The sequence below is a fragment of the Mesorhizobium sp. B2-6-4 genome (assembly GCF_006441495.1).
GTDB lineage: Bacteria > Pseudomonadota > Alphaproteobacteria > Rhizobiales > Rhizobiaceae > Mesorhizobium.
Window position 1 is genome coordinate 1 of the sequence record NZ_VFUE01000038.1, and the last position, 21,906, is coordinate 21,906.

The following is a 21,906-nucleotide window of genomic DNA, read 5'->3' on the forward strand; positions in this document are numbered from 1 at the left end:
TGGATGACGTTGAGCCCGATGCCGCCGAGGCCGAAGACCACCGCGGTCGCGCCTTGCTCGACCTTGGCGGTGTTGATGACCGCGCCCACGCCGGTGGTCACCCCGCAGCCGATGTAGCAGATCTTGTCGAAGGGCGCGTCGGGATTGACTTTGGCAACGGCGATCTCCGGCAGCACCGTAAAGTTGGAGAAGGTCGAGCAGCCCATATAGTGAAACAATTTTTCGCCCCCGATCGAGAAGCGCGAGGTGCCGTCCGGCATCAGGCCTTGCCCCTGCGTGGCGCGGATGGCGGTGCACAGATTGGTCTTGCGCGACAAACACGACGGGCACTGCCGGCATTCGGGCGTATAGAGCGGGATCACATGGTCGCCCTTTTTGACCGAGGTGACGCCCTTGCCGACATCGACCACCACGCCGGCGCCCTCATGGCCGAGAATGGCGGGAAACAGGCCCTCGGGATCGGCACCCGACAGCGTGAACTCGTCGGTGTGGCAGATGCCGGTCGCCTTGATCTCGACCAGCACCTCGCCCTCGCGCGGGCCGTCGAGGTCGACCTCCATGATCTCAAGCGGCTTTCCGGCAGCAACGGCAACAGCGGCGCGGGTTTTCATTTCTTTCTCCCAAACTTGCTTGCCGGGACGACCGATCGCCCGGCGTTGCGATAGAAATCATGCGGCCTTGGCCGGCCCCGCCGGGAACACGCCCGACATCACGGTAAAGCCTTTGATGCGTTTGACACGATCGCACCAACGCCGGATGGCGGGATAGTCCTGGCGCGTAATGCCGCCCTCCTCCGACAGCATGATGTAGGGAAAGCAGGCAATATCGGCGATGGTCGGATGATCGGCCGAGCAGATCCAGCCGCGGCCCTGCTGCTCGCCGAACCACAGATGCTCGTCGAGGATACGGAACAGCCGGTGCGCGCCGGCGCGTGCGGCATCGATGTCGAAATCGTAGAACAGCGCGTCGTGCAGGCGGGCGGCCGACGCCGTCGAAGTGATGCCGTCGGCGAAGGCCAGCCACTGGCTGATCTCGCCGAGCAGGGCCGGTCTGTTCCGGGGATACCATGTGCCCGACGGATCGTATTTCGACGCGAGGTAGACCAGGATCGCCTGGGCGTCGCGCAGGATCAGCCCTTCATCCTCGATAACCGGCAGTTGGCCGAGCGGATTGAGCTTCAGGAACCATTCCGACTTGTGTTCGCGGCCGGGGTAGAAGTCGACCGGCACTGTCTTGTAGTCGATGCCGAGAAAACTCATCAGCAGCCGCAGCTTGTAGCAGTTGCCCGAAAGTTCGTAATCGTAAAGCGTGATCATCGGGAGTTCCTAAACGTCGAGCACGAGGCGTGCCGATTTGGCGCGCGAGACGCAGGTCATGATCCTGGTTCCGGCCTTGCGCTCGGCATCGTTGAGGTAGACGTCCTGATGGTCCGGCTCGCCCTCGATCACTGTCGCGACGCAGGTACCGCATGCGCCCTGCTCGCAGGACGACGGAACATCGATGCCATTCTCGCGCATGACCTGCATGATCGTCTTGCCGCCCGGCACCTGCAGCGTGACGCAGGAGCGCGCCAGCGCTACTTCGAAGCTCGAACTGTCGTCGATCTTGTTGGTGTTCTTGAAATATTCGAAATGGATGGCGGTATCCGGCCAGCCCTGCTCGGCGGCGATCTTGCGGGCGGCTTCCAGCATCGGTCCGGGACCGCAGATGTAGAGATGCATGCCGTCCCGGTAACCGGCGAGAATCCCCCGAAGCTCGGCGCCGGTCGCGTCCGGCGACAGCCCGAGATGCGGCTTCAGCGCATCGCCGAGATGCTTCAGCCGATCGGCGAAAGCGAGGTGTTCCTCCCCTTGCGCAAAATAGTGCAGCTCGTGCGCCAGCTCCTGGTTCTTCAGCGCCTGCGCCATTGCGAGCAGCGGCGTGATGCCGATGCCGCCGGCGACGAACAGCGTCTTGATCGCGTCACGGCGCAGCGGGAAATTGTTGCGCGGCTCGGAGATCGCCAGCACGTCGCCCTCGCGGACTGTCTCATGCATGCATTTGGAGCCGCCCTTCGAATCCCGCTCCAGCTTGACGCCGATGATGAAGCTGTCGGTTTCACCAGGGCCGTTGGTGATCGAATACTGCCTGATCTCGCCATTGGGCATATGGACGTCGATATGGGCCCCAGGCTGGAACGTCGGCAGGATGCCCTTGATCGGGCGGAGCTCGAAACCGGCAACGCCGTCGGCCGCCTGCCATTTCCTGGCCACGCTGACGCGCAGCGCCGCCTTGCGGCCATGCGCGGTCACCTCGGGCATTTCGGCGAGTTCGGCCGACACCCTTTCGTAGATCGGCTCGATCGGCGCGGGCGCCGGTGCGTTCGCGACGTCGCGCTCGACCTCGTCGCGCAGCTTGGAAAGCCGCTCATTGTGGTGGCGCAGGATGGCGATGCGGGTGGCCCCTTCGGCCTCCTGATCGAGCACGCCACGGATCACCGAACGGTTTGAATCAACCGGCTGCACGAAGAACACGCCGCGCGTCTCGGCACCACCATCGCGCGAGTGCAGCGCCACGGCAAAATCCCGCGCGGCCTCGATGATGGTTTCCGCGCCCTCGCCTTCGATCGCTGCGTTGGGCTGAAAGCGATAGGCCTTCAGCCTTTCGACGACCTTGTCGGCCGGCGCGTTGACCGCGATGCCGCGCAAGGCGAGCAGCTTGCCTTCGGTCAGCGCGGCAACATCCGGCACCTCGCCGCGAGGCTCCTCGGAGGACCAGACCAAGCCGTAGCGCTCGACCCCGGGGAAGGTGCGGTTGGTGATGGTGCGGGCCGGCGCGTCGGCAGGATGCGCTGGAATGTAGGTGCAGCCGGCGGTGCGGTTCGAATAACGCCAGCCGTGATATTGGCACTTCAGCTCGCGCCCGTCATTGATGCCAATCGACAGCCTGACGCCGCGATGCAGGCAGCGGTTTTCCCAGATGTTGACGTAGCCGTCATCGGCACGCCAGACGGCGAATTCCCGGCCGAGCAATTGACCATGGAAAACGTGGCGGTACGGCAAATCATGGGAAGCGGCGATCGGATGCCACTGGCTTCTGGCTTCTTCCAACATCAATCGTCTCCAAGAATCTCGTCAGGCCGCAACCGGAATGACACCGTAGGTCACGCCCTTCTGACTGAGCCAGCGCCGGTAGGCGATGGCCGACTTGTCGGCCCGGATGGGCGTTTCGGCGCGCGGATCGAGCGGCAGGCGTTTGGGCACCTGGTTTTCCAGGATCGGCTTGTCCTGGCCGAAGATCGTCTGCTGAAAGCGCTTGATCACCTTGTCTTCGTTGTCTTCGTCGAGCACGCAAAGCAGCATGTGGGCGCGCACGTGCTCCTGGTCGACCGGCTGCAGGAAGATGGCGATGACGTCGCGCCGTGCCTCGTCGACCGGGCTCGATTTGTAGAGCACGGAGCAATAGGGATGCGGCACGCGATAGACATAGTCCACGTCGGCGCCGCCACCGGAAGCGGTCGAAGCCATCGGCTGGAAGAAGCGGCAGCGCGTGGCCAGGATCTCGTCACGATCTACCGAGATCTCGACGTCGTATTCCTTGACCTCAGTGTGCGGCTCGACGCCCAATATGTCGGTATGCACATAGGGAAAGTGACCCATGTCGAGAAAGTTCTCGATGGCGCGCGGTGCCGAGACGTTGACGCCAAACGTGGCCGCGTTGAGCTTGCGGCGGTCCGGCTCTTCATATTCCGGGATCGGAAACAGCTCGGCCGGTGGCGAGCCGAGCGAAGTCCAGACATAGCCGTAGGCGCTTCTTGCCGGCAGCCTGTCGGCGGCTGGAATACGATCAACTCCTTGTACATCGGGACGTGAGCGCCAGACGACGGGCTCACCATCCACGTCGACCGCGAAGCTGAGCCGCTCCTCGAGCAGAATGGTGTCCTGGACACCGCCGGGAACGGTCTCGGCGATCGCCCCTACGGGATGCCAGAGATTGAGGATCACGGGATCCGAGCATTTTGTCATCGTTTTATCCTTTGGATGCCCCCAGACGTCATCAGGCTTGTGCCGGTATCGCGCCATAGGTGACGGCCCGATCACGCAACCAGCGCCGGTAGGAAACCGACACGGCATCGGCACGGATCGGGGTCTCGGCACGCGGATCGAGCGGCAGGCGCTTAGGTACCTGGTTCTCCAGGATCGGTTTGTCCTGGGCGAAGATCAATTGCATGAAGCTGCGCACCGTTCCCGCCTCCATGCCTTCCTTAAGATAGCAGAGGTAAGGATGCGCGATGCAGTTTTCCTCGTCCACCGGCTGCACGAACAGGGTAATGACGTCGAGCCGGTCCTTCTGGATCGGGTTGCTCTTGTAGAGAGCCACCGTGTAGGGCCGAATCACCTTGTAGATGTAGTCGACGACAAAGCCTTCCTTGGCGGTCGGCGAAGCCACCGGCTGATAGAATTTGCATTCGGTCGCCAGCACCTCGTCCTGCGCTGTGATCTCAACCTTGTAGGGCGCGACCTCGGTATGCGGCTCCTCGCCGAGCCAGCCGGTATGAATGAAGGGGAAATGCCCCATATCGAGAAAATTCTCGACCGCGCGGAGGCCCGACACCTTGACCGCGATCGAACCGCCGCTGACCAGATGCCGGTCTGCCTCATTGGCCTCAGGGATATAGATGATGTCGCGCCAGGGCTTGTCCAGGCAGGTCCAGATGAAGCCATAACGCTGGGCGCTTTTCAGCGTGGCGCCCGTATCGCTGCGAACGACTTCGATCTTGTTTGAACACTTGTGAACGGAGAGAGCGACCCCAAGCAGGCATGTGGCAAACCGCGTATCCTGGCTTAGCGATTCCTGATCCGCGACGATGTGCCAGTCGTTCAAAAGCTCGCGGTCAACGCAACGGGTTGCCATCGGCTTCCCTCCCAACTCGGCTAGCCCTTCACCATGAACCTAGCCCGACGTTTCGGGATGACGAAACCACAAGATTGGATACCAATCAACATTTTTTTGTCGTGCAAAATCCTTTTTTGTGTTGACAGATTATGATGATTGAATTCCGATATGAGAAAGCTGAACCTGGGATATGTCATGTCCTGACGAGGCATGTCGCCATCACGAAAGCCCGCTGATCATGTCGTCGAAATGGCGGAGAACCATGCCTTGAGCAGCCGTTCCCAGACCATCGCGGATACGCTGACCCGCGCCATCATCGACCATCGCCTCGTGCCCGGCTGCAAGCTCGGCGAACGCGAACTCTCCGAAATATTCAACGTGAGCCGCATCGTGGTGCGCCAGGCCCTGATCCGGCTCGCCGATGACGGGCTGGCCCAGATCGAACGCAACCGCGGTGCCTTCGTCGCCAAGCCGAGCATGCAGGAGGCGATGGAGATCTACGACGCGTTGACGCTCGTCGAACAGGGCGTCGCAGCACAGCTCAGCGATCGCCTTGGGCCGGCCGGCTGGGCCGAACTGCGCCAGCATGTCGAGCGCCAGCGCCAAGCTGTTGCCGCCGGCAACGATGCGCTGGCCGACGTGCTGGGCCAAGAGTTCCATACCGTGTTCGTACGCCTCAGCCGCAACAAGGTCATGCAGGAAATCCACGCGCAGCTGGTGCGCCGCACGACGCTGCTGCGCTCCCTCATTTCAGCCGATTTCGACTATTGCAATCTGCTGGACGACCACTCGCGGGTCGTCGACCTGCTGGAGAAGGGCCGGCTGAAACCGGCCATGGACCTGATCGACACCCACCACCGCGCGGTGGTGCGCGGCTACATCATGGATCGCGCAGTGTTTCCAGAGATGACGCCTGCCGAAGCGCTGGCGCCCTATCTCGACGGCAAGGCCGACGGCGCGACTGTACCGCTGCGAAGATTGTCGAATGCATCCGGCGGCGGCGACGCGGCAACGCATCTCCACCTCCATATCCCCAGAACAGACCGGGCACCGACAAGCCGGGCATCAACAAAAAAGACCAACAGAGGGCTACCGTCATGAAGAAACTGACGAGACGTGAATTCCTGAAACACAGCGGCGCGGCCGGCGCGGCTCTTGGCGCGGGAGCGCTGAGCACCATCGCACAGGCGCAGGAGGTGCTGAAGATCGGTGCCGTCTACGTCTCGCCGGTCGCCGAGATCGGCTGGACCAAGCAGCACAGCCTCGGCGTCGAGGCCATCAAGGCCGAATTCGGCGACAAGGTCGAGCTCACCGTCATCGACAACATCTTCATGCCGCAGGACGCCGAGCGTGTCTTCCGCGAACTGGCCAGCGCCGGCAACAGGCTGATCTTCGGCACAAGCTTTTCGCATGGAACGCCGATGCAGAAGGTGGCGCCGCGCTTTCCCAAGGTGGCGTTCGAACACTGCTCAGGCATCGTCCACCTAGCCAATCTGGGAACCTTCGAAGCGAAATATTACGAAGGCACCTTCGTCGCCGGCGCGGCGGGCGGCTACATGTCCAAATCGGGCAAGATCGGTTTCATCGGCGGCTTTCCGATCCCCGACATCGTCGGTCCGGCAAATGCGCTGCTGCTTGGCGCGCAGAGCGTCAATCCAAACGCGACCTGCAACACCATCTTCCTGAATTCCTGGTTCGACCCGGGCAAGGAGAAGGAGGCGGCCAAGACGCTGATCTCTCAAGGCTGCGACGTGGTCTGCTCGATGACGGACACCGCGACCGGCGTACAGGTCGCCGGCGAAGGTGGCGCCTGGTCGATCGGCTATGCCAGCGACATGTCGAAATTCGCCTCGGGCAAGCAGCTGACCTCTTTCGTTCTCGATTGGACCAGCGACTATGTCGGCGCAGCCAAGGCCGTGGCCGCCGGTACCTGGAAGCCGGAAGTCCGCTGGGACGGATTGGCGGCCGGGGTGGTGAAAATGGCCCCCTACAATGAGGGTATCCCCGCCGATGCGCGCGCCAAGCTCAAGCAGCTCGAGGCCGACATCGGCAGCGGCAAGCTTCATCCCTACGCCGGGGAACTGAAGGATCAGGACGGCAACGTCAAGGTTGCCGCCGGTTCGGTTCTGGCCGATGACGACATTCGCGGCATGAACTGGTTCGTGAAGGGGATGATCGGCAGGCTGAGCTGATCACCGTAAAAGTGCCGGGAGACGCCCAAGTCCATACCTTCGGCGTCTCCTTGCCTGGTTCCCGTCCAACCTCGCTTCACGCCACGGCAGGACCCGCCATGCATCCGCGACTAGAACTGCGCAACATCTGCAAGCGCTATCCCGGCGTCGTCGCCAATGACGATGTGTCGCTGTCGATTCAACCCGGCGAGATCCATGCCGTGCTGGGCGAAAACGGCGCCGGCAAATCCACCCTGATGAAAATCATCTACGGGGCGACGCAAGCCGATTCCGGCGAGATCTTTTGCGACGGCAATCCGATCGCCACGCACACCCCGGCGATGTCGCGCGCACTCGGCATCGAAATGGTCTATCAGCATTTCGCGCTGTTCGAATCCGTTTCGGTGGTCGAGAACATAGCGCTCTCGGCCAGCAGCGCATACGACCTGCCTTCGCTCGCCGACAAGATCCGCGATATGTCGCGCCGCTACGGCATGCCCATCGACCCGCATCGCCAGGTGCACGACCTGTCGGTCGGCGAGCGCCAGCGCGTCGAGATCGTGCGCTGCCTGCTGCAGGCGCCGAAACTGCTGATCCTCGACGAGCCGACCTCGGTACTGACGCCGCAGGCGGTGGTGAAGCTGTTCGAGACGCTCCGCCAACTTGCCGCCGAGGGCTGCGGCATCGTCTATATCAGCCACAAGCTCGACGAGGTCCAGGAGCTCTGCGACACCGCCACCGTGCTGCGCAACGGCAAGGTCACCGGTACCGCGCGTCCGAAGGAGACGACGTCGCTGGAGCTTGCCCGCATGATGGTGGGTTCGAAGCTGCCTGAAATGCATGTCGGCCCGCCGACGCCAAGCGACAGACCGGTGCTCGAGGTCAACAGACTTACGGTGAAGTCCCGGGATCATTTCGGCGTCGACCTGAAGGACATTTCTTTCAAGGTGCATGGCGGCGAGATTGTCGGCCTGGCCGGGGTTTCCGGCAATGGCCAGGCCGAGCTGATCGCCTTGCTCAGCGGCGAGCGCACGCATGAGCGCAGCGACGCCATCCGGATTTGCGGAACCGGCGCAGCCCGCCTTCGCCCGCACGAGCGCCGCAAGCTCGGCGTCGCCTTCGTTCCCGAAGAGCGGCTCGGGCGCGGCGCCGTGCCCTCGCACACGCTGTGGGAGAATGCGGTGCTGACCGCGCACCGCTTCGGCACGGTGCGCAACGGGCTGGTCGACCGGCGCCGGGCCAAGGCGTTCGCCGCCGGCATAATCGATAGGTTCAAGGTCAAGGCCAACGGGCCGCAGGCGACCGCGCAAAGCCTGTCCGGCGGCAATCTGCAGAAATTCATCGTCGGGCGTGAGATCGCGCTCCAGCCGAAGCTCCTCCTGGTGTCTCAGCCGACCTGGGGGGTTGACGTCGGCGCGAGCGCCTTCATCCGGCAGACCATCGTCGATCTCAGCCGCGCCGGCGCGGCGGTGCTCGTCGTCTCCGAGGAACTCGACGAGTTGTTCGAGATCTGCGACCGGCTGCTGGTCATTTGCCAAGGGAAGGTTTCCCCACCGCTGGCGCGCAAGACGACCGATCGCGAGGAGATCGGACTTCTGATGACGGGCCGCGGCATGAGCGACGGCGCATTGGCCAATGGGGGTGGCAACAATGCGCTTCAGGATTGAACAAAGGCCGGAGCCCTCCTCGCTGATGCGCGTTGCCGCGCCGGCGCTGGCGACCCTGTTGACTGTCGTCGTCGGATCGATTTTCTTCGCCTCCCTCGGACATGATCCGCTGGCGACCCTCCATGCCTTCTTCATCGAGCCGCTCTCTTCCATGAACGGCCTGTCCGAATGGCTGCTCAAGGCCTCGCCGCTGATCCTCATTGCTTGCGGGCTGGCGGTCGGCTTCCGCGCCAATGTCTGGAATATCGGCGCCGAGGGCCAGTTCACCATGGGGGCAATCGCGGCCAGCGGCGTGGGGCTTTTCTGGCCGAACCCCGAAAGCGTGCTGCTGTTGCCGCTGATGTTCATCGCCGGCATGGGCGCCGGCATGGCCTGGGCGGCAATCCCCGCCTTTCTGCGCGCCCGCATGAACACCAACGAGATCCTCGTCACGCTGATGATGACCTATATCGCGACGCTGTTCCTGTCCTATCTCGTGCACGGACCGTGGCGCGATCCGGCCGGCTTCAACTATCCGCAGACGGCACTTCTGCCGACGGCGGCCCTGTTCGAATCCTTTGACCCCGCCTATCGCCTCAACCCGTCGATCTTCATCACGGTCGTCGCCGTGCTCCTGATGTGGCTGTTCACCGACCGCAGCTTCCTCGGCTACAAGATGTCGGTGAGCGGGGCTGCACCGCTTGCCGCCCGTTATGCCGGCTTTCGCGAATCGGCTGCGGTCTGGATCGGACTGCTGGCGGGAGGTGCCGCGGCCGGCATCGCCGGCATGGCGGAAGCCGCCGGGCCGCTCGGGCAGCTCTCGCCTCAGATTTCGCCAGGCTACGGCTTCGCGGCCATCATCGTTGCCTTCGTCGGACGGCTGAACGCCTTCGGTATCGTGCTTGGCGGGCTGTTGATGTCGCTGCTTTTCCTCGGCGGCGAAGGTGTGCAGATGACGCTCGGCCTGCCTTCGGCCCTGACGCGGATCTTCCAGGGCATCCTGCTGTTCTTCCTGCTCGCCGCCGACTTCTTCATCTTCTATCGCGTTCGACTGGTGCGACCCGTCCGGGACACGCATGCGCTGGAGACGGCACGATGAGCGGATTTCGGATCGTGCGGGAGACAGCCTGATGGATCTGTTCATCGCCATCTTCACCGGCACCGTCATTGCCGCCACACCGCTGATATTCGCCGCGCTCGGCGAGCTCGTGGTGGAGAAGTCGGGTGTCCTCAATCTCGGAATCGAAGGCATGATGCTGATGGGCGCCGCATTGGCATTCTGGGCCGTCACCGCGGGCTATCCGATGCCTGTGGCGATCCTGGCCGGCGCGTTGGCGGGTGCGGCCGCCTCGCTGCTGTTCGGCGTTCTGGCGCTGACGTTCCTGACCAACCAATATGCAGCCGGCCTGGCGCTGGCGATCTTCGGTTCGGGCGTCTCCGCCTTCCTCGGGCGCGGCTTCGGCAGCGAGCCGATCGAGGCACTGCGCCGCCTCGACATCCCCGTTCTGTCCGATCTGCCGCTGATCGGTCCGCTACTGTTCCGCTTCGATCCGATGGTCTATCTGGCCCTGCTGATGTTCGTCGCCATCAGTTGGTTTCTCTACCGCACGAAAGCTGGCCTGGTGCTGCGCACGATCGGCGAGTCGCCGCAGACGTCGCATGCGATCGGCTATCCCGTGATCAGGATCCGCTACATGGCCGTGCTGTTCGGCGGGCTGATGGCAGGCCTGGCAGGCGCCTATTTGTCGGTCGCCTACACGCCGCTCTGGGTCGAGAACATGACTGCCGGCAAGGGTTGGATCGCGCTTGCGCTGGTGGTCTTCGCCACCTGGCGGCCGCTGCGCATCCTGCTTGGCGCGTGGCTGTTCGGCGGGATGACGATCCTTCAGTTGCAAGGTCAGGCGCTGGGGCTGGACGTGCCATCCGAACTGCTCTCGGCCCTGCCTTATCTCGCCACCATCATCGTTCTGGTGCTGATCTCACGAAACCGCCAGATGCTGGCCCTGCACTTCCCGGCCTCGCTGGCAAAACCCTTTCGCCCGACGAGTTGACCTTCTGCGAAATGCTACTTCCCTTGCTGGAGAAGGCTCAAGTCGATCTCGGTAATATGCCAGCGACCCAGATTGGCGGTATAGAGCTTGTCGCCCTTGAAGGCGATGTTGGTGGGGTGCGCCAGCGTGGTTGCGGCGGGATCCTCGATCAGCACTTCGAGACCTTTGTCCTTTTGCCAGCGATAAATACGGCTGGGCTCATAACATGAGATGAACAATGAGCCGTCAGGCGCAAAGGCCACTCCGTCCGGAACATTGTGCACGCCCTCGACGACGATCTCACGAGCCCCCGCCGATCCGTCAGCAAGGATCGGCACATAGCTGATGCAGGGTGCGTCGCTTTCCACGACATAGAGGCCGTTGCCGTCCGGCGCCATCGCCATGCCGTTGGCGAACGACATCGCCTCCCGGCACCACAGGCCGCCCTCGCCCGTCTTGAGATCGTAGCGGAAGATGCCCGAGCGATTGTCCTGGCCAACGCTGTCCGAAACGAAGAGCCAACCCCTCGCCTCGTCGACGATCGGGTAGTTCGGCACGCGAATGCCGGCCGACGCGAAGCGCTCCATGCGCGCTGTCGCGGCATCCCAGCGGAAAATCGCGGCATGCCTGAGGTCGCAGGCAAAGCAGTTTCCCGCGCTGTCGAAAGCGATGCCGAGCAGAAAACCGTCGGTGCCGCCCATGCGCCCGACCGAGCCGCCATCGGCGGCCAGCCGCAGCAGGTCGCCGGTTTCGGTGCCACACCAGATCGAGCCATCGCGGTGAACGGCCACGCCCTCCGGATGCGCGACGCGCGGGCTGGTGAAGATGCCGTCGAAGAAAACGCGCGCGGCTGACATGTCGAGCAACGGCTTGGCCATGGGATCTCAGCTTTCGACAAGCGCCGTCTGCGCGGTGATGCAGCGTCCGACCATCGCGCGGTCGGCTTCAAGAATCTCGGCGATCAGCGCGCCGCGCTCCTTGGCGCTGACGAATTCCAGACGGCGCAGACCGAGCGGGTCGATGCGGTTTCGCAAGATGGCGAGCGTGTTGTCGGAAGGCAGCGAGACCTCGCGGCAACAGGGGTCGAACGACACCGCAAATCCGGTGGCGTCACGGATCTGCTGCTGCGTGACGTCCGGCATGGTTTCGACGACGATCAATTCCCTCGAAGTCTCGTCGAGCCGGAAGACGCAGAGATCGGTGAAGACCAGCGCCCTGCCGGTGCGATAGCCCATCGGCTCGCGTTCGGCCGCCGTCAGCAACCCCCGGGCGGAACTGACGATCTCGACCTCGTCCACCAGCGACTGGATCGAGTGGCGGGGGATGTAGAGCAGGTAATCGCGGTGCATGTTGGCGACATCGGCCATGCCGCCTTGCCCCGGCAACCGGATGAGGCCGCCGCTTGGTTTGCGCAGTGCGATCGTGTTGACGCGGCCGCGCCGGTCGACCTGTGCCGCGCCGACGATCTCGTGCGTCACCGCGCCGGCCTGGTAATAGGTCGAGTAGGTGTCGTCGCCGCCGGCATGCGCGACAGCCGTTTCGCAATCGAAGCTTTCGATCAGCGAGAGGATCATCGGGCTCGGCGCGATGTCGAGATGGCCGCAGCTCATCGTCGCGATGATCATGTCCGGCGCGTGCGTGGCCTTGGCCAGCCGGTAGGCGACGTTGGCCAGCGGCGAGACCGCACCCGCGCTGGCGAAGCTCTCATTGGTGAGTTCGGCGGCGATGCGAGCGGCGATGATCTCGTCGACGGATGCTTTCTCTTCGGCGCGCGCAAGCGCCGGCATGGCAAGCGCTGTGTTAGCTCGAACCTTCGCAGCTCTTTGCAACGGCTTCGGCACGCCCTCGGAAGGCGGGCGCAGATTGTCCGCCAAAGGCGTTTGCCGGTCGGCGAACGCCTCCGACAATCGCTGATAATCCGTGACGTAAAACGGCAGGCACGAGGCCGGATAGGCGCCGGCCGGCGCCAGCGCAATCGCCGAAACCTGGTTGCGGGTCAGCACGCTCTGGCGGCCGTCCTGGCGCAGCGTCCCGCCCGGCACGATTTCCTCGACCGTGACCAGCACCTTGCGCGCCGCACCCGCCATGGCGAAGTCCAGCGCGCGGGGCCCGATGATCTGCACATTGCCGCTTTCATCGGCGCGCTGGGCATGGACGACGAATGTGTCGAGCCGCAGCGGCGGGACGAATCCGTTTTCGGTACCGGCAATCGGATCAGGTCTGGCGCTCGCACCCGGCACGCGCGCCAGCATGCCCGATCCCAGCGGAAGCTGGAACGGCATCGAGGGCAGGTTCTGCTGCGCCGCCCGCAGCGCCTGGATCATGGCCAGCGCCGTCCAATCGCGAACCGGTATCGCGCCGCTTTCGGCGGCTGCGCGGAATTTTGGCGGCAAGCCGAAAATGTCGAGGCTGGAGAAACAGAGGTCGATCTCAGCCACGGCATGCGCTTCGAGCAGCAGTTCGAGGGGCAAGCCGCCGGCCCAGCAGATGTAATGCAGATCCTTGACGCCCGACCGGGCTATCGCACGCAGCAATGCGATCGGCAGCCGGGCGAAATGGTGGCCGCCGACACCAAACGATTCGCCATGGCCGACCATCGCGGCCAGTCCTTCGACATCCGTGAAGCGCGGCCGGTTCGGCTTGACCAGGGACATTGCGGCACGGTTCGTCACAGCGCGGATGCCTCGATGCGATAGCGGGTCACGAACTGTTTTTCAGGCGAGAATTCCTGCGCCGTCGCAATGCCGGATTGCGCGATCGGATTGTCGGCCAACGCTGTCGCCGGGCCGAGCCCGAAGGGCGAGCAGATCGGCTCGATGCCGATGGCGACATGGCGCCCGTTCCAGGGTGCTGCTTTGCGGCCACGATTGGAGTACCAGAGCAAAAGGCTCGGGAAATGCTCCTTCTGCCAGGAAAGTTTCACGCGGTACCCGTCCGCATGATTGGCGAGCGCCACCGTGCCATCCAGGCCCTCGATCTGCAACAATTCCTCCGTGTCGGCCACCAGCGGCGGTCGCGAAGCATCAGCCATGCCGCCCGCGCGGGCCGGTACGCTCGACAAGTCAGTGAAGGACGCGTTCCGGGCGAACAGTTCAGCGCCAGTTTCGACATCGTGTGGATAGGTGCGACCGTGATCGAAGGAACCAAGTTCCAGCGCGGCGGCGCCGATCTCCGCTGGCAGCCGGAACACCGGATGCAAGCCGATCGGCAATCGGCAGGCATGGCGAACGACGATCTTGAATTCAACGTCGACGGCTGGCATCGACGGATCGGGCGTCACCGTCCGCTCGACACGCCCGACCGGGCTTCCGGCTGGATAGGCGAGTGTCAGTGACAACGATCCTTTGGCGCTCTCGCGCCATTGCCAGTCATGGTTGGAGCTATGGCCATGGGCTTCCTCGCCCTCCTCCGGCGAGCCCATCACCCGAGCCCAGTCCTCGGGCCATCCCTCGGCAGGCACCGAATAGCCGAACGGCACGCAGGGCCATTCGCCGCGCAGCTTGCGCAGGATGCCTGGCAGCGCTTGCGCCTGCGGCTCGTTCGACCACGGCGCAATGTTCATCGGCGAAACCTGCCGACCGTCCTCCAGAATGAACGTAACCGGCGCCAGCATCGCGCCAAGCCGCTGGACAGTCAGCGCGCCATGCGCCCAGCCCAATCCGCGATAATCGTCGCCCGCGTTCACGGCCCGCCCTTCTTTGCCTTTGTCGTGCTCCGCTCGGCGAACTCCTTGACGCGCTGCTGGCCGATCTCGCTGCGATAGAGCTCACCCAATATGTCGCGCTCCATGGTGAGCCCATCGTCCAGATCGCCGGACACGGCATGCGCCGTCAGCGCCTTCAGTCCCTCGATTGCGGCAGCAGGCTCGGCGGCGATCATTTCGGCCAGTTCCAGCGCGCGCGGCATCAGCCGGTCGACCTCGACGATCTCGTTGACCAGACCGGCAGCGACGAATTCCGAGGCCGGGACGATGGCGCCGGTCATCAGCAGGAAATTGGCGCGGTTGCGGCCGAGCTTGGCCACGCTGCGTTGCGTGCCGCCGCCGCCGGGGATCAGCCCGAGCTTGATTTCCGGCAGGCCGAGCTTGGCGAATTGGTTGGCGATGACGAGGTCGCAGCACAGCACCAGCTCCATGCCGCCGCCCAGCGCGAAGCCGTTGACCGCCGCGATCACCGGTTTGCGGTTGTTCTCGATGGCCGCGTACATGCGCATGCCGGCAGCCTGGAAAATGTCGAATTCCGGTCCGGTCTGGGCGGCGTATTCCTTGATGTCGGCGCCGGCCATGAAGCCGCGCCCTTCCCCTGTCACCACGATCGCCCCGATGCTTGCATCGCCGGATAGCGACTCGAAGGTTTCAGTGATCTCGCCTTGCATCAGCCGGTTCATGGCGTTGAGCTGATCGGCGCGGCGGAAGGTGACGATCGCGACCCGGCCCGCGGTTTCGACCGTGAGTGTCTGGTAGGCGCGCATCGTCAGGCGGCGTCCACGGTCATGTCACCGGACGCCTCCAATGCGGCGATCTCGTCCTTGGAGAGGCCGAACTCGGCCAGGATCTCGCGGCCGTGCTGGCCGACCAGCGGCGCCGGCCGTTCTATGGTCGCGGGCGTCTCGCTCATCTTGACCGCCGGGGCGACCACCTGCACCTTGCCGCCGCGCGGATGGTCGTAGCTGGTGATCATGCCCATGTGCTTGACCTGCGGGTCCTCAGCGGCGCGGCGGATATCCTTCACCTCGGCGCACCAGATATCGGCTGCCAGCAGCCGCGCCAACAAATCCTGCGTGGCGAATTTCCTGGTCTCGGCATTCACCTTCTCGAAGACTTCATCGCGCTTGTCGAACAAAGTCTTGAGATCGTCGTAGACGGCAAGCTGCGGCGCCTCCAGCACCTCGTAGAGCGTCTTGAACGGGCTCATGGCGATCGACACGTAGCCGCCGTCGCTGGTCTCGTAGATGCCAAACGGCGCCTGCATGCCGGGATGGCCGATCCCGGAATTCGGCCGCACGAAGTCCTCACCAAGGTTGAGCACCGCGACATATTCCTGGTTGAGGTGCGCCAAGAGGCCGGCCAGCAGGTTGACCTCGATCTTCTGGCCCTTGCCGGTCTTCTCGCGATAATAGAGCGCCGACAGGATGCCGTAGACCATGTTCATGGCGCCGATCTGGTCGGCGAGGCCGGCGCCGGCGGGAACCGGGGCTTGATCGCCGCGGCCGGTGTTGGCGATCAGCCCTGCGAGCCCCTGGATCAGCATGTCCTGGCCGGGGCGCTCGACATAAGGCCCTTCCTCGCCATAGCCCGAGCCCGAGCAATAGATGATGCGCGGATTGACGGTCTTGAAATCCTCATAACCATAGCCGAGCTTGGCCAGCACGCCTGGGCGGAAGTTCTGCACCACCACGTCGGCGCTTTTCGCCATCTCCATGATGATGGCATGCACCTTGCGGCTCTTCAGGTTGAGCGCGATCGAACGCTTGTTGCGGTTCCAGGCGAGGAAGTTCGGGCTCTCCGAACCGCCGACCCACTTGGCGAAAAAGGTCATGCCACGGAACATGTCGCCGGCGCCGGCGCGCTCGATCTTGATGACATCGGCGCCCATGTCGCCGAGCAGCTGGGTAGCGAACGGCCCCTGCAGCAGATGGCTGAAATCGAGGATGCGGACGCCTTCGAGGGCCTTGTTCATGTCATGTCTCGTTTCAAAATTTTCAAAGCAGTTCGGGAACGTAGCGCGGCGCCGCCGTCAGCCCGCCATCGACGCGCAGGTCGGTGCCGGTGGTGAAGCCGGCGGCATCGGAGGCAAGATAGACGGCGGCCTCGGCCACTTCCGAAGGCTCGCCGATACGGCCGAGCGGATGCATCTTGACCCAGGCCTTGGCAAGATTGCCGCCGATCTCCTTGATGAGTTTGTCGTTCATCGGCGTGTTGATGGTGCCCGGCGAGATCGAATTGACGCGGATGTTCAGCGGCCCGAATTCAACCGCCATCTGGCGTGTCATCGCCATGACCGCGCCCTTGGCGCCGGCATAGGCGGTCCAGCCATCAAGCCCGATGTGGCCTTGCGCGGAGGCCATGTTGATGATCGAGCCCGATTTCTGCGCGATCATGTGCGGCAGCGCGTATTTACAGGCGCGAAACACGCTGGTCAGGTTGACTGCTATCAGCCGGTGCCACTGCTCGTCGGTCATCTCGTGCACCGGCATGCCGCCAATGGCAATGGCCGCGTTGTTGACGAGGATGTCGAGGCGTCCCGTCTTTTTGACGGCACTGTCGATGAGGCCTGAAATGTCGGCCTCCTGCGAAACGTCGCAATGCAGATAGTCGGCGCGGTGGCCGGCGGCGCGAAGTGCGGCCGCGAAATCCTCACCAGCGCTGTCGGCGATGTCGCCCAGGAAGACATGCGCCCCTTCGCGCGCCATCGCTTGCGTGATCGCGTGGCCGATCCCGTCGGCCGCACCAGTGATGACGGCGATTTTTGCTTCAAGACGAGCCATCTTCAGCCTCCATTCGCACGCCGGCGTTTCGCTTCATCAAGGGCGACCGCGGCAATGATGATCATGCCGGTGATGACCAGCTGCCACTCGGTCGGCAGGCCAAGCCCGCGCAGGCCGTTGGACAGGAATTGCAGGATCAGCACGCCCAGCGCCATGCCGGTCAGGCTGCCGATGCCGCCGGCAAGACTGACCCCGCCGAGCACGGTGGCGGCAACCACCTGGAATTCGAAATTGAGCCCCGCCGTATGCTGTGCCGAGCCGACCCGCGCGGCCAGGATGATGCCGGCGACCGTCGCCAGCAGCGCGCTGATGATGAAGCAGATGAACTTGACCCGCCGCACGTCGTAGCCTGCAAGACGGGCCACTTCCTGATTGCCGCCGACGGCATAGATTTGCCGTCCGAACGGCCGGTGCTGCATCATGTAGGCGAAGGCGGCGAGCAGGACGATGGCGATGACGGCCGAATAGGGGATGACGTTGAACAGGCGGCCATCCGACAGCGCGATGAAGCTGTCGAGGCTGGCATCGTCAGGGATCGCCCGCTGACCAGTGTAGAGATAGACGCCGCCGCGCATGATGAACATCGTGCCCAGCGTCACGATCAGCGAGTTGATGCCGGCATAGGCGGTGAGATAGCCGTTGACGACACCGATGATCAGCCCGAACAACAGCGCGCCGCCGACGCCGAGCAGCAGCGAATTGGTGTCGTTCATGATGATGATCAGCGGCAGTGCAATGGTCGCCAGCAGCGATCCGATCGAAATATCGACCTCGCCGGAAATGAAGACGATGGCGCAGCCAATGCCGGCGGTGAGCGCGAGCGAGGCCTGGCCGAGCACATTGGTCATGTTGCGCACGGAGAAGAAATTCTCGACGGTAACGGAGAAGAAAGCCAGCACCAGCACGAGGCAGACCAGCAGCGCCAATTCCTGCCGGGCAAAGAGCCGCGCCAGCATGGACGGCCGGGCTTTCGCGGAGACTGTATTCACAACGCTCATGTCTTATCCGATCGCCGCATTGAGGATCTTCTCCTGCGTGGCTTCGTCGCGCGGCATGATCGCGGTCAGGCGGCCTTCGCACATCACCGCGACCCGGTCGGCAAGACCGAGCAGTTCCGGCATCTCCGACGTCATCATGACGACAGCCAAGCCTTCGCCGGCGAGCCGGTCGATCAGGGCGAATATCTCCGACTTGGCGCCGACATCGATGCCGCGGGTCGGCTCGTCGACGACGATGACCTTGAGGCCGCGCATCAGCCAGCGCGAGATCAGCACCTTCTGCTGGTTGCCGCCAGACAGGTTCTTCACCTCTTGGAACAGGCTGGGCGTCTTGATGCGGAAGCGGTCGACGTAATCCTGCACCGCTTTGTGTTCCCTGGCCTTATCGACGAAGCCCATGCGGGCGAAGGCGCCGAGCGAGGCGAGGCTGGCATTCTGGTAGACAGGCAGCTCGCCCATCAGCCCTTCGCTCTTGCGATCCTCGGTGAGCAGACCGATACCTAACCTGACGCCGGTGCGCGTATCGTGCGGCGAGAGGCGCTGGCCGTCGACGGTGATCGTGCCCGAAGTGATCGGATCGTAACCGACGATCGCCTTGGCGAGTTCGGTGCGACCGGCGCCCATCAGCCCGAAGAAGCCGAGCACCTCGCCGGCGCGCGCCTCGAAGGACACGCCGTTGAGCTTCTTCGCCGTGCTGAGCTTGTCCACTGACAGGGCTACCTTGCTAGCCGGTGCGCCACGCTTGCGGGGAAACAGATTTTCGATGCGCCGGCCGATCATGTCCTGGATCAGCGTGTCGTTGGTGTGCTCGCGGATCGGCTTGGTCGAGATGTGGCGCCCGTCGCGCAGCACCGTCACCGTGTCGGCGATCTCGAACACTTCGTCGAGCTTATGGCTGACATAGACCACCGCGATGCCGAGGTCGGCAAGCCGGCGGATGACGGTGAACAGCAGCGAAACCTCGTTCGGCGTCAGCGAGGATGTCGGCTCGTCCATCACCACCACGCGGGCTTCATGAGCGAGCGCGCGGGCGATCTCGACCATTTGCTGCTGGCTGACCGGCAACGAGCCGGTTCGCGCCGCCGGATCGACGTTGAAGCCGATGCGGTCGAAGAGCGCGGCTGAATCGGCGCGGATCTTCTTCCAGTCGATGGAGCCGCTTCTGCCGGTCGGATAGCCTTCCAGGAAGATGTTCTCGGCAACGGCGAATTCGGAGATCAGCGCGATCTCCTGGAACACGACCTTGATGCCTTGCTTCAAGCTGTCGCGCGGCGACTTGATGTCGACCTCGCGTCCGTGCATGCGGATGGAGCCGGCATCCTTGCCGTAGACGCCGGCCATGATCTTGATCAGCGTCGACTTGCCGGCGCCGTTCTCGCCCATCAGCGCATGGATCTTGCCGGGCTCCAGGGTGAAGTCGACATTGTCGAGCGCCACGACGCCGGGAAAGCGCTTGCCGATGCCGCGCAATTCCAGCGCCGGCACATCGGTATCGATGGCCGCGCCTTCGCCAGGATGCAGGAAATCAACGGACATTGGCTCTGTTCCGGATGATGTCGAGATAGGTTGCCAGGATGATGACGATGCCCGGCACCACCATCTGCAAATCCTGGTTCCAGCCGAGGATGATGATGCCGTTGTCGATCACCTTCAGCACCAGAACGCCAAGCAAGGTACCGAACAGCGAACCGCGGCCACCAAGCAGGCTGGTGCCGCCGAGGATGACGGCGGCAATCACCGTCAGCTCGAAGCCACGGCCGGCGGTCGGCTGGCCGGCATTCATCAGCGACGACAGGATCATGCCGGCAACACCGACGCACAGGCCGGTGACGACGAAGGCCAACAGCTTGAGCCGTTCCGAGCGAATGCCTGACAGGCGCACCGCCTTTTCATTGGCGCCGACCGCGTAGAGGTAGCGGCCGAGCGTGGTGAAGCGCAGCGTCACATAGGCAACCACGAAGATCAGCGCCGCCAGGATGACGGGAACCGGCACGGGGCCGACATAACCGGCGCCGAGATCGGTGAAGTTTGCCAATTGGTTGTGGTTCTGCACCGCCTCGCGCGTGAAGAGATAGACGCCGCCCTGCAGCATCATCATCGTGCCGATGGTGGCGATCAGCGAATTCACCCTGAGCCTGGTGACGACCAGCCCGTTGAACAGGCCGACCCCGCCGGCAAAGGCGAGCGCCGCCAGCATGCCGAGCGTAAGACTATGGGTGGAATTGAGCACCGCCATGCCGATGCAGCCGACGAAGGCGAGCGACGCGCCGACCGACAAGTCGACCTCGGCGGTGATGATGAGCATGGTCATGCCCGAGGCGACGATCAGCACCAGAGCGCATTGGCGCAGGATGGCGATGATGTTGGCCTCCGAATAGAATTGCGGCGCCGCGATCGAGATGGCGATGCACAGCACGGCCAGGATTGCGCTCAGCACGAGCTGGCTGCTGCCCAGAAGGTTGCCGCCGATGAAACGCTTCGACGCGGAGGCCTGTGTAAGCTCGCTCATTTCAGTCCATTCCCGGCCGTTTGCCTGGTCCCTCTGGAACCTGTCGTGTCGAACCCGGCATTTGTCTTGGCCACCGAAAGGTCCTGGCCGCCTGCCCTTCCCGCAACACGGGAAGGGCGATATCGGCCGGCCTTATTTCTTCAGGTCGGCGGAGGTCTTCATGCACTTTGCCGGCGGCTGCAGCGCGTTGACGGCATCCCATTTGATGGTGCGGGTGGTGCCGTCATAGTCATAGAACTTCTTCCAATCGTCGCCGTTCATCGGCGCGGTCGGGCTGACGATGTGCTCCGGCACTTCCTCATTGTTGAAAAGCTTCACCGCGGCATCGATGGCGGTAAAGCCTTCCTTCTCGGGGAACATCGCGGCTTCGATGCGGTAGGAAGGCTCGTTCTGCATCGCGTTGATGAAGGCAAGCCCTTCGCCGCCCGTGCCGACCGTCAACAGGCCATCTTGCGACTTGCCCGCCGCTTTCCAGGCCTGCAGGCCACCCAACGAAGACGAATCATTGATGCCGTAGATGATGTTGATATCGGCGTTCTTGGCCAGTGCCGCGGAGGACACTTCGAGAGCGCGGTCCGGATTGCCGCCGCCGTCGAGATCGTGGACCATGACCGCATCGGGGATGATGGTCTTCAGCCCGTCCATGAAGCCGTGCGAGCGCAGCACGGTGGCGGAAAGCAGCGGCAGGCCGACATTCATCACCTTGGCAACGCCGCCGAGCTTTTCCTTCGCGTATTTGCCGGCCTCGACGCCGGAGAAATAGCCGGTGTCGTAGTCGCAGATGGCGACCATGGTCGTCATGCCCTTGACCGGATTGCCTTCCAGCACGACCGGCACGTTGGCGGCCTTGGCCTGGCGCAGCAGCGGCACCACGCCTTCTTCGTTCACCGGGGTGATGATCAGCACGTCGACGCCCTTGGCGATGAAGTCTTCGGCCGCGGCGACCTGCTTGGCTATGTCGAGATTGGCATCCTGCACCTCGACCTCGATGCCGAGTTCCTTGCCGTGAGCCTTCATGCCCTTGATGACGTTCTGATACCACTCATGGGTGGCGTAGTTGGTGACGTAGCCGATGCGCTTGGGCATGTTCTCGGCATGCGCGGCGGCGGCGCCGAGCGCCAGCACGGCGGCGGACGCAAACAGGATTGACTTGGACCAGAGCATTTTCTTCTCCCAGATTTATCGCTTTTG

At 63.6% G+C, this 21,906-nt stretch carries 20 protein-coding genes; 5 read left to right on the forward strand and 15 right to left on the reverse strand.

The window, feature by feature from the left end; genetic code table 11:
* The 5 genes from FJ426_RS30515 to FJ426_RS30535 form a co-directional block, all read right to left on the reverse strand.
* Positions 1-611 (reverse strand): alcohol dehydrogenase catalytic domain-containing protein (locus FJ426_RS30515; protein ID WP_181172800.1); only part of this gene is annotated, 611 nt, incomplete at its 3' end.
* A 57-nt stretch (positions 612-668) separates the two neighbouring features.
* Positions 669-1,316: a glutathione S-transferase gene (locus tag FJ426_RS30520; RefSeq protein ID WP_140497527.1), complete on the reverse strand. Its 648-nt coding sequence runs from the start codon at positions 1,314-1,316 to the stop codon at positions 669-671.
* A 9-nt stretch (positions 1,317-1,325) separates the two neighbouring features.
* Positions 1,326-3,092, reverse strand: coding sequence for a Rieske 2Fe-2S domain-containing protein (locus FJ426_RS30525; protein ID WP_140561633.1), 1,767 nt, complete (start codon positions 3,090-3,092; stop codon positions 1,326-1,328).
* Positions 3,093-3,113: 21 nt separating this feature from the next.
* Positions 3,114-4,004: an aromatic ring-hydroxylating dioxygenase subunit alpha gene (locus tag FJ426_RS30530; RefSeq protein WP_140561634.1), complete on the reverse strand. Its 891-nt coding sequence runs from the start codon at positions 4,002-4,004 to the stop codon at positions 3,114-3,116.
* 31 nt (positions 4,005-4,035) lie between these two features.
* Positions 4,036-4,893, reverse strand: a complete 858-nt coding sequence (locus FJ426_RS30535; protein WP_140561636.1) for an aromatic ring-hydroxylating dioxygenase subunit alpha — start codon at positions 4,891-4,893, stop codon at positions 4,036-4,038.
* A 249-nt stretch (positions 4,894-5,142) separates the two neighbouring features.
* On the opposite strand from FJ426_RS30535, the gene FJ426_RS30540 reads away from it, so the two are divergent.
* From FJ426_RS30540 to FJ426_RS30560, 5 genes are all read left to right on the forward strand, one after another.
* Positions 5,143-5,976, forward strand: coding sequence for a GntR family transcriptional regulator (locus FJ426_RS30540; RefSeq protein ID WP_140497518.1), 834 nt, complete (start codon positions 5,143-5,145; stop codon positions 5,974-5,976).
* Complete coding sequence (locus FJ426_RS30545; RefSeq protein ID WP_140555643.1) at positions 5,973-7,067, forward strand: BMP family ABC transporter substrate-binding protein; 1,095 nt, start codon at positions 5,973-5,975, stop codon at positions 7,065-7,067. The genes FJ426_RS30540 and FJ426_RS30545 overlap by 4 nt, the downstream gene beginning before the upstream one ends.
* A gap of 98 nt (positions 7,068-7,165) precedes the next feature.
* Positions 7,166-8,713 carry an ABC transporter ATP-binding protein gene (locus tag FJ426_RS30550; RefSeq protein ID WP_140561638.1) on the forward strand — a complete coding sequence of 516 codons (1,548 nt, stop codon included), beginning with the start codon at positions 7,166-7,168 and terminating at the stop codon, positions 8,711-8,713.
* Positions 8,697-9,791 carry an ABC transporter permease gene (locus tag FJ426_RS30555; RefSeq protein WP_140561639.1) on the forward strand — a complete coding sequence of 365 codons (1,095 nt, stop codon included), beginning with the start codon at positions 8,697-8,699 and terminating at the stop codon, positions 9,789-9,791. The genes FJ426_RS30550 and FJ426_RS30555 overlap by 17 nt, the downstream gene beginning before the upstream one ends.
* A gap of 31 nt (positions 9,792-9,822) precedes the next feature.
* On the forward strand, positions 9,823-10,743 hold the full coding sequence (locus FJ426_RS30560; protein ID WP_140515241.1) for an ABC transporter permease: 921 nt from the start codon (positions 9,823-9,825) through the stop codon (positions 10,741-10,743).
* 14 nt (positions 10,744-10,757) lie between these two features.
* On the opposite strand, the gene FJ426_RS30565 is transcribed toward FJ426_RS30560, so the two are convergent.
* The 10 genes from FJ426_RS30565 to FJ426_RS30610 all read right to left on the reverse strand — a co-directional run bounded on the left by FJ426_RS30565 (position 10,758) and on the right by FJ426_RS30610 (position 21,879).
* On the reverse strand, positions 10,758-11,600 hold the full coding sequence (locus FJ426_RS30565) for an SMP-30/gluconolactonase/LRE family protein (RefSeq protein WP_140497508.1): 843 nt from the start codon (positions 11,598-11,600) through the stop codon (positions 10,758-10,760).
* Between the two features lie 6 nt (positions 11,601-11,606).
* Positions 11,607-13,376, reverse strand: coding sequence for a CoA-transferase (locus FJ426_RS30570; protein ID WP_140515240.1), 1,770 nt, complete (start codon positions 13,374-13,376; stop codon positions 11,607-11,609).
* A 14-nt stretch (positions 13,377-13,390) separates the two neighbouring features.
* A complete protein-coding gene (locus FJ426_RS30575) occupies positions 13,391-14,407 on the reverse strand; it encodes a hypothetical protein (protein ID WP_140515239.1) in 1,017 nt (338 codons plus the stop codon).
* Positions 14,404-15,192: an enoyl-CoA hydratase/isomerase family protein gene (locus FJ426_RS30580; protein ID WP_140497502.1), complete on the reverse strand. Its 789-nt coding sequence runs from the start codon at positions 15,190-15,192 to the stop codon at positions 14,404-14,406. Before FJ426_RS30580 ends, FJ426_RS30575 begins: the two co-directional genes overlap by 4 nt.
* Positions 15,193-15,194: 2 nt before the next feature.
* Entirely contained in the window at positions 15,195-16,400 is a 1,206-nt protein-coding gene (locus tag FJ426_RS30585) for a CaiB/BaiF CoA-transferase family protein (protein ID WP_140515238.1), read from the reverse strand.
* A 22-nt stretch (positions 16,401-16,422) separates the two neighbouring features.
* A complete protein-coding gene (locus FJ426_RS30590; protein ID WP_140515237.1) occupies positions 16,423-17,208 on the reverse strand; it encodes an SDR family oxidoreductase in 786 nt (261 codons plus the stop codon).
* Positions 17,209-17,210: 2 nt separating this feature from the next.
* A complete protein-coding gene (locus FJ426_RS30595) occupies positions 17,211-18,206 on the reverse strand; it encodes an ABC transporter permease (RefSeq protein ID WP_140515236.1) in 996 nt (331 codons plus the stop codon).
* 3 nt (positions 18,207-18,209) lie between these two features.
* Positions 18,210-19,742, reverse strand: a complete 1,533-nt coding sequence (locus FJ426_RS30600) for a sugar ABC transporter ATP-binding protein (RefSeq protein WP_140825692.1) — start codon at positions 19,740-19,742, stop codon at positions 18,210-18,212.
* A complete protein-coding gene (locus FJ426_RS30605) occupies positions 19,732-20,715 on the reverse strand; it encodes an ABC transporter permease (protein ID WP_140561642.1) in 984 nt (327 codons plus the stop codon). Before FJ426_RS30605 ends, FJ426_RS30600 begins: the two co-directional genes overlap by 11 nt.
* Positions 20,716-20,847: 132 nt before the next feature.
* Complete coding sequence (locus tag FJ426_RS30610; RefSeq protein WP_027027652.1) at positions 20,848-21,879, reverse strand: sugar ABC transporter substrate-binding protein; 1,032 nt, start codon at positions 21,877-21,879, stop codon at positions 20,848-20,850.
* Positions 21,880-21,906 lie beyond the last annotated feature (27 nt).

What these genes read in the sequence shown, in the direction of transcription:
- FJ426_RS30520 (WP_140497527.1), bottom strand. Translation starts at nt 1,316, where the DNA reads ATGATCACGCTTTACGATTACGAACTTTCGGGCAACTGCTACAAGCTG.
- FJ426_RS30525 (WP_140561633.1), bottom strand. Translation starts at nt 3,092, where the DNA reads ATGTTGGAAGAAGCCAGAAGCCAGTGGCATCCGATCGCCGCTTCCCAT.
- FJ426_RS30530 (WP_140561634.1), bottom strand. Translation starts at nt 4,004, where the DNA reads ATGACAAAATGCTCGGATCCCGTGATCCTCAATCTCTGGCATCCCGTA.
- FJ426_RS30535 (WP_140561636.1), bottom strand. Translation starts at nt 4,893, where the DNA reads ATGGCAACCCGTTGCGTTGACCGCGAGCTTTTGAACGACTGGCACATC.
- FJ426_RS30545 (WP_140555643.1), top strand. Translation starts at nt 5,973, where the DNA reads ATGAAGAAACTGACGAGACGTGAATTCCTGAAACACAGCGGCGCGGCC.
- FJ426_RS30550 (WP_140561638.1), top strand. Translation starts at nt 7,166, where the DNA reads ATGCATCCGCGACTAGAACTGCGCAACATCTGCAAGCGCTATCCCGGC.
- FJ426_RS30555 (WP_140561639.1), top strand. Translation starts at nt 8,697, where the DNA reads ATGCGCTTCAGGATTGAACAAAGGCCGGAGCCCTCCTCGCTGATGCGC.
- FJ426_RS30560 (WP_140515241.1), top strand. Translation starts at nt 9,823, where the DNA reads ATGGATCTGTTCATCGCCATCTTCACCGGCACCGTCATTGCCGCCACA.
- FJ426_RS30565 (WP_140497508.1), bottom strand. Translation starts at nt 11,600, where the DNA reads ATGGCCAAGCCGTTGCTCGACATGTCAGCCGCGCGCGTTTTCTTCGAC.
- FJ426_RS30570 (WP_140515240.1), bottom strand. Translation starts at nt 13,376, where the DNA reads ATGTCCCTGGTCAAGCCGAACCGGCCGCGCTTCACGGATGTCGAAGGA.
- FJ426_RS30580 (WP_140497502.1), bottom strand. Translation starts at nt 15,192, where the DNA reads ATGCGCGCCTACCAGACACTCACGGTCGAAACCGCGGGCCGGGTCGCG.
- FJ426_RS30585 (WP_140515238.1), bottom strand. Translation starts at nt 16,400, where the DNA reads ATGAACAAGGCCCTCGAAGGCGTCCGCATCCTCGATTTCAGCCATCTG.
- FJ426_RS30590 (WP_140515237.1), bottom strand. Translation starts at nt 17,208, where the DNA reads ATGGCTCGTCTTGAAGCAAAAATCGCCGTCATCACTGGTGCGGCCGAC.
- FJ426_RS30595 (WP_140515236.1), bottom strand. Translation starts at nt 18,206, where the DNA reads ATGAGCGTTGTGAATACAGTCTCCGCGAAAGCCCGGCCGTCCATGCTG.
- FJ426_RS30600 (WP_140825692.1), bottom strand. Translation starts at nt 19,742, where the DNA reads ATGTCCGTTGATTTCCTGCATCCTGGCGAAGGCGCGGCCATCGATACC.
- FJ426_RS30605 (WP_140561642.1), bottom strand. Translation starts at nt 20,715, where the DNA reads ATGAGCGAGCTTACACAGGCCTCCGCGTCGAAGCGTTTCATCGGCGGC.
- FJ426_RS30610 (WP_027027652.1), bottom strand. Translation starts at nt 21,879, where the DNA reads ATGCTCTGGTCCAAGTCAATCCTGTTTGCGTCCGCCGCCGTGCTGGCG.